Below are 6,042 nucleotides of genomic sequence, written 5' to 3' on the forward strand. Positions count from 1 at the left end.
TTTATTCCTCCTTCCCTATCCCCGACCGGGCAGCAATGTGATTCAGAGGATTGTTGGGATGCTGATTCCAGTTGGCAGCTTCCGAGGCTATTTCCAGTCCGGTTCGAGGGTCTGTACCGCTCGTCATTTGCTCCATACGGATACAGTCATCTACCGGACACACCGCCAGGCACAAATTACAACCCACACAATCCTCAGCCCGCACCCTATATCGACCAGAATCTACAACACGGCCGATCGCCTGATGAGACGTATCTTCACAAGCAATGTGGCAACGTCCACAACCAATACAACGACCCTCATCAATATTTGCCTTGCTGACATAATTGAGATTCAGCAGATTCCAATCGACGACATTCGTTATTGCCTGCCCGGTAAAATCTCCCAACCGGCTGTAATTCTTCTCTTGCATCCAGGTCTGCAAACCTTCCGTAAGCTCATCAATGATACGAAAGCCGTAAAGCATGACGGCTGTACACACCTGGACATTCGTCGCACCCAGGGCCATGAATTCGGCCGCATCTCTCCAGTGGGTGATACCGCCTATGCCGGAAATAGGCAGGTGCCCGAACTGCGGGTTCCGGGCTATTTCCGCCACCATGTTCAGCGCAATGGGCTTCACCGCTGGCCCACAGTAACCTCCGTGTGTTCCACGACCATCTACGGTCGGTAACGGGGCCATCTGATCAAGGTCTACGCCGACAATCGAATTGATGGTATTGATCAGAGAAACAGCATCTGCACCGCCTGCATAGGCAGCTGCTGCACTCCAGGTAATATCCGTTACATTCGGCGTGAGCTTGACGATTACGGGTAAGCGGGTGTGTTGCTTGGCCAAACGGGTAACCGCCTCAACCAACTCCGGAGCCTGTCCCATGGCCGAACCCATTCCTCGCTCAGACATGCCATGCGGACAACCCAGATTCAATTCGATTCCGTCGGCACCAGTTGCCTCAATCAGCGGCAGCCATTCTGCCCAGATCGCGTCCTCCAAAGGAAACATGACCGATACAACCATCGCCCTGTCAGGCCAACGTTTTTTTATTTCGGCGATTTCTTTTAGGTTAATGGCGATGGGACGATCACTAATCAGTTCAATGTTACTAAAGCCCTGAACCCGATGATTATCGCCCTGCCAAAATCCATAACGCGGTCCATTAACATTGACCACCGGCGGATCAATCCCTAGAGTTTTCCAAACAACTCCGCCCCATCCGGCTTGAAAAGCACGATCCACATTAATCGCACGATCTGTCGGCGGCGCAGAAGCCAACCAAAACGGGTTAGGGGAATGAATACCTAAAAATTCGCTGGTCAGATCGGGTTTCATGCGGTTTTCCTTGCGGCTTTGGCAAGTGTGGCCATCATGGAGGCAACCGCCACTTTTGCATCGGCCACTGCATGTACCGTGAGATCCTCACTCATGCTCGCGCAGTCACCAGCAGCCCACACACCTTCCAGACTCGTTCGTGCCTCACCATCCACCTGAATTTTGCCCCGAAGATTCACCGCCAATTCCGGGATATCTGAAGCCCAACGTGTTGCCTGCAATTGCTGGCCGATAGCCACAAAAACCTGATCAACAGACCAAGTGAGCGGATCGCCCACATCCTGCAGTTGATCATTCAAAACCTGTGTGGGCTGCAGACAAATCCTTTCACAAGTTCCGTCTCTGCCAGCAATGGATACGGGTCGCAGGTAATGGTGGATGAAAACACCTTGCTCCTTGGCCAACATTTGTTCATGCAGGCTGGCACCCATGGCTTCGGGACCGCGCCGATAACAAATATGCACTTCCTCTGCACCGAGCAGGCGAACCTGCACAGCAATGTCTATGGCGGTCATCCCGCCGCCAATCACCACGACACGCTGACCGACGGGCACGGGCTCTTGCCGACGCATTCGGGCAATGTAAGGCACTGCGCTGAAAACACCCTGTAGCTCTTCTCCGGGTATCTGCATTTTTTGCTGTCCTTGAAGCCCCAAAGCCAGCAAAACACCCGCATAATCTTCACACAACTGCGATAAAAACAGCTTTTTGCCTAAGGCCATGCCGGTATGCAAGTGAATACCGGGATGTGATAACACCCTGCTGGCTTCCCACTGCGCGGCGTCGTCCAGCATTTTATAAGCAGCAATACCGCTTTCATTTAATCCGCCTGGCACCGCTTGCGACTCGAATACATCTACTGTGAAACCGGCTTGAGCCAGGAGGGTAGCAGCCGTCATCCCGGCCGGTCCGGCACCTACTACAGCCACTTTAGTCCCAGCGCCTGATATCCTGGAATTTGAAGAGAGGTCATTACGGGTAGAGAGCTTCTTCATCGCAAATTTTTGCAGTTGTCCGATCGGAACAGGACCACCATTTTCATGTTGACGCACACAAGCTTGTTCACACAAGGTTTCCACCGGACAAACCCTGGAACAGGAAGCCCCCAGAGGATTGGCCTGTAAAATGCGATCGGCAGCACGGGACGGTTGTCCTATCGCCAACGCCCGAATAAATCCCGGAATATCAATATCGGTAGGACAGGCGGCAACACAGGGTGCGTCATAACAATAATAACAGCGTTCGGACTCAACGAGCACGGCATCGGCGGATAAACTTGTCTCCAAAGGCCGAAATTTCGTCTCTAGCAAATCCGAATCCAAAATGATTTCAGTTATCATGGCTGGCCTCACGGACGACAAAGATCACCATACATATCGGGGCGACGATCCCGATAGAATTGCCAGAGATCTCGCACTTCGGCGATTTGTTCGAGATCAAGATCACTCACCAAAACCTCCTCCTGATCCCGGCTTGCCTTGGCAATAATTTGTCCACGTGGATTGGCAAAATAACTTTGCCCGTAAAATTCACCAATATTCCAGGGTGCTTCAGTGCCTATTCGATTAATAGCCCCCACAAAATAGCCGTTGGCAGCGGCGTGGGCTGGTTGTTCGAGCGTCCAGAGATATTCGGAAAGCCCTGCAACGGTAGCCGAGGGATTGAAGACAATTTCCGCACCATTCAACCCCAAAGCTCTGGCGCCTTCCGGGAAATGTCTGTCGTAACAAATATAGACACCAATTTTTCCATAGGCGGTTTGAAATACCGGGTAGCCAAGATTCCCCGGACGAAAGAAAAACTTTTCCCAAAAACCCTGTACCTGAGGAATGTGGGTTTTCCGATATTTGCCAAGATAACGACCATCAGCGTCAATCACTGCTGCCGTATTATAATAAACACCCGCCATTTCCCGCTCATACACCGGAACGACCAACACCATCTGGTATTTTTTGGCATATTCCTGCATCAAATGAATGGTTGGCCCATCCGGTACTTCTTCAGTAAGGGCATACCAGCGAATATCCTGGCTTGGACAAAAATAGGGTCCGTAGAACAATTCCTGCATACATAATACCTGTGCGCCTTGGGCCGCAGCAGCTTCAATATGCTGCAGATGGCGCATAATCATTTCCTCCTTGATAGACTCAGGGGAAAGGTTTTCTGCCTCAGCAGTTTGGGCAGTCTGAATGAGGGCACAGCGAACGATTTGGCTCATACATATCCTTGTGCGTCAGGCAAATATAGATTATAAAAATTAACAAGCAAGGCGCGTGCCAGATTACGCAAATCCTCATTATTGTTTTTGTAAAATATTTATAAATCATTATTTTATAAGGTTATATAATTATAACGCATAGACTGCACACTATTAAACTCCTTTTGGCGTATCACTATTGTGAATATTTTAATAGTCATCCGATAGGCTTTACGCACCGATACCGTGCATCAGATCGCGCGCGCTCCCCATTTCAGTGCGTACAGCATCATCAAACGGCTTTTCTTGCACACAAATTGATTAAATGCACTTGGATATTATGAGGATATTTCATAGCGGCATGCCTTTTGCTTAGAATTGTTGACACCGCCCCGGATTCTTATATGAAGGAAAAGGCATCATGAATCACCGCGCTGCACCCGTTACAGACCCTTCTTGTTGGTTACCCTTTACTGCGAATCGTGACTTTCTCAGCAAGCCGCGTCTTTTGAGCCACGCCAAAGGCATGTACTACCAAACACCCGATGGCCGTCCCATCCTGGATGGGACGGCGGGTTTATGGTGTGTAAATGCTGGGCATTGCCGTACGGAAATCGTGGAAGCCATTAGTAGACAGGCAGGTGAAATGGATTTCGCCCCCACCTTTCAAATGGGGCACCCCTTGGTCTTTCAACTGGCACAACGATTGACTCAAAAAATGCCCGCCTCATTGAACCATGTTTTTTTTACCAACTCCGGCTCTGAGTCCGCAGATACGGCCCTGAAAATTGCCAGGGCCTATCATTATGGTCGGGGAGAACAACAACGCAGCTTATTCGTCGGACGCGAAAAGGCCTATCATGGTGTGGGTTTTGGTGGCCTGAGTGTAGGTGGACTCCCGCGTAATAAGGCAGCTTTTGGGCCATTACTGCAAAATGAACTGCTACCGCATACCCTGGATCAAGAACACCATCGCTTCACCCGGGGGATACCCGCTTGGGGAGAGGATCCCGCCGAGGCACTGAATCAAATTGTCCAGAAGCATGGCGCAGAGCGAATTGCCGCAGTCATCGTGGAACCCGTTGCTGGGTCTGCAGGCGTCATTGTCCCTCCTAAAAATTATCTTCAGCAACTCCGCAAAGCCTGCGACCAGAATGGTTTATTATTGATATTTGATGAAGTTATCACCGGATTTGGGCGCCTGGGCACCCCCTTTGCAGCCAACTTTTTTGACGTGACTCCCGACATTTTGACAACCGCCAAAGGGTTGACCAATGCTGCCGTGCCCATGGGGGCCGTATTTGTCAGCGACTCTATTTATCAGAGCTTTATGAATAATGCCGAAGCAGGGATAGAGTTTTTCCATGGTTACACCTACTCAGGACACCCATTAGCCTGTGCAGCGGCTTTGGCTACACTGGACCTTCATGAAAAAGAAGGCCTTCTCACGCGCGGGAGTGAACTGGCACCCTATTTTGAAGACGCATTACACAGCTTGAAAGAGCTACCACTCGTCACGGATATCCGTAATGTTGGAATGATGGGCGCTATAGAATTGCAAAGCCAGCCTGAACACATCGGGGCACGCGGAATGGCGGCACTACAAAAGGCGTTTGATTCAGGTCTGCTCATTCGCACTACCGGAGATATCATCGCACTGTCTCCACCATTGATCATCAGTAAGGAAGAAATAAATATGACTGTAAAAATCATCCGGGAAACTATACTTAGCCTCTCATAAACGTCTTGCAGTCATAAAAAATTTGATTTTTACTCTTGTTTCTTGGTTACTCTATAATTTTTTACATTAATTTTGAGGATTACGTCCATGAGTAGTCATGATGATGTCGGGCAGCGACTGCTGTTGGTCAGAAAAATATATGGTCTCACCCAACGTGAGCTTGCCCGCAGGGCCGGAGTGACCAACGGCGCCATTTCCTTGATCGAACAAAATCGAGTCAGCCCCTCCATCAGTTCAATCAAAAAGATTCTCGACGGCATCCCCATGTCCATTGCAGAGTTTTTCACCCTGGACTTGGTCACTTCTGACGAAGTGTTTTTCCGCGATGATGAGCTTCCGGATATCGCCATGGATCCGAAAATTAGCATGAAACTTCTAGGCCGCAGCTCCAAGGGCCGTGTTATTCAGATACTACATGAATATTACGAGCCTGGTGCCGACACCGGAGAAGCCATGCTCCGACATAGTGGAGAAGAAGGCGGGGTCGTTGTGCGTGGTAGCATCCAACTGACCATAGGAGACAAAATCCAAAATCTTTCAGCTGGCGATGGGTACTATTTCAACAGCCAGCTACCGCATCGTTTCGTCAATAACGGGACTGAGACCTGTGAGATTGTCAGTGCCAACTCTCCACCCAGCTTTTGAAAAGATTTTGGGGAAGGGCATCTTTGCCATTCCCCAATGTTCCCTCCTAGCAGCCCGTCGGTTTTAACCTCAGGCTACTGCCAGATTTCGCCCCGATTTTTTTGAAATGGTTCATTTTGAGCCGATTTC

Annotated in this window: 5 protein-coding genes; 2 read left to right on the forward strand and 3 right to left on the reverse strand. The window is 49.9% G+C overall.

Translation table 11 applies throughout. From position 1 onward, the window contains the following. Position 1 precedes the first annotated feature (1 nt). From preA to HAP95_RS02305, 3 genes are read right to left on the reverse strand one after another with little or no spacing between them, the layout of a single operon-like run. Entirely contained in the window at positions 2 to 1,330 is a 1,329-nt protein-coding gene (preA, locus tag HAP95_RS02295; protein WP_215882790.1) for an NAD-dependent dihydropyrimidine dehydrogenase subunit PreA, read from the reverse strand. Then, positions 1,327 to 2,670, reverse strand: coding sequence for an FAD-dependent oxidoreductase (locus tag HAP95_RS02300; RefSeq protein WP_215882791.1), 1,344 nt, complete (start codon positions 2,668 to 2,670; stop codon positions 1,327 to 1,329). Before HAP95_RS02300 ends, preA begins: the two co-directional genes overlap by 4 nt. Before the next feature lie 8 nt (positions 2,671 to 2,678). Then, positions 2,679 to 3,548, reverse strand: a complete 870-nt coding sequence (locus HAP95_RS02305; protein ID WP_215882792.1) for a nitrilase-related carbon-nitrogen hydrolase — start codon at positions 3,546 to 3,548, stop codon at positions 2,679 to 2,681. A 400-nt stretch (positions 3,549 to 3,948) separates the two neighbouring features. Here HAP95_RS02305 and aptA point away from each other — a divergent pair, with 400 nt between their 5' ends. Further along, entirely contained in the window at positions 3,949 to 5,268 is a 1,320-nt protein-coding gene (gene aptA / locus HAP95_RS02310) for an omega-aminotransferase AptA (protein WP_215882793.1), read from the forward strand. A gap of 87 nt (positions 5,269 to 5,355) precedes the next feature. Next, entirely contained in the window at positions 5,356 to 5,913 is a 558-nt protein-coding gene (locus HAP95_RS02315) for a cupin domain-containing protein (RefSeq protein ID WP_215882794.1), read from the forward strand. Positions 5,914 to 6,042 lie beyond the last annotated feature (129 nt).

Origin of the sequence: Acidithiobacillus sulfurivorans (assembly GCF_018853815.1) — a bacterium.
GTDB classification, from domain to species: Bacteria; Pseudomonadota; Gammaproteobacteria; order Acidithiobacillales; family Acidithiobacillaceae; genus Acidithiobacillus; species Acidithiobacillus sulfurivorans.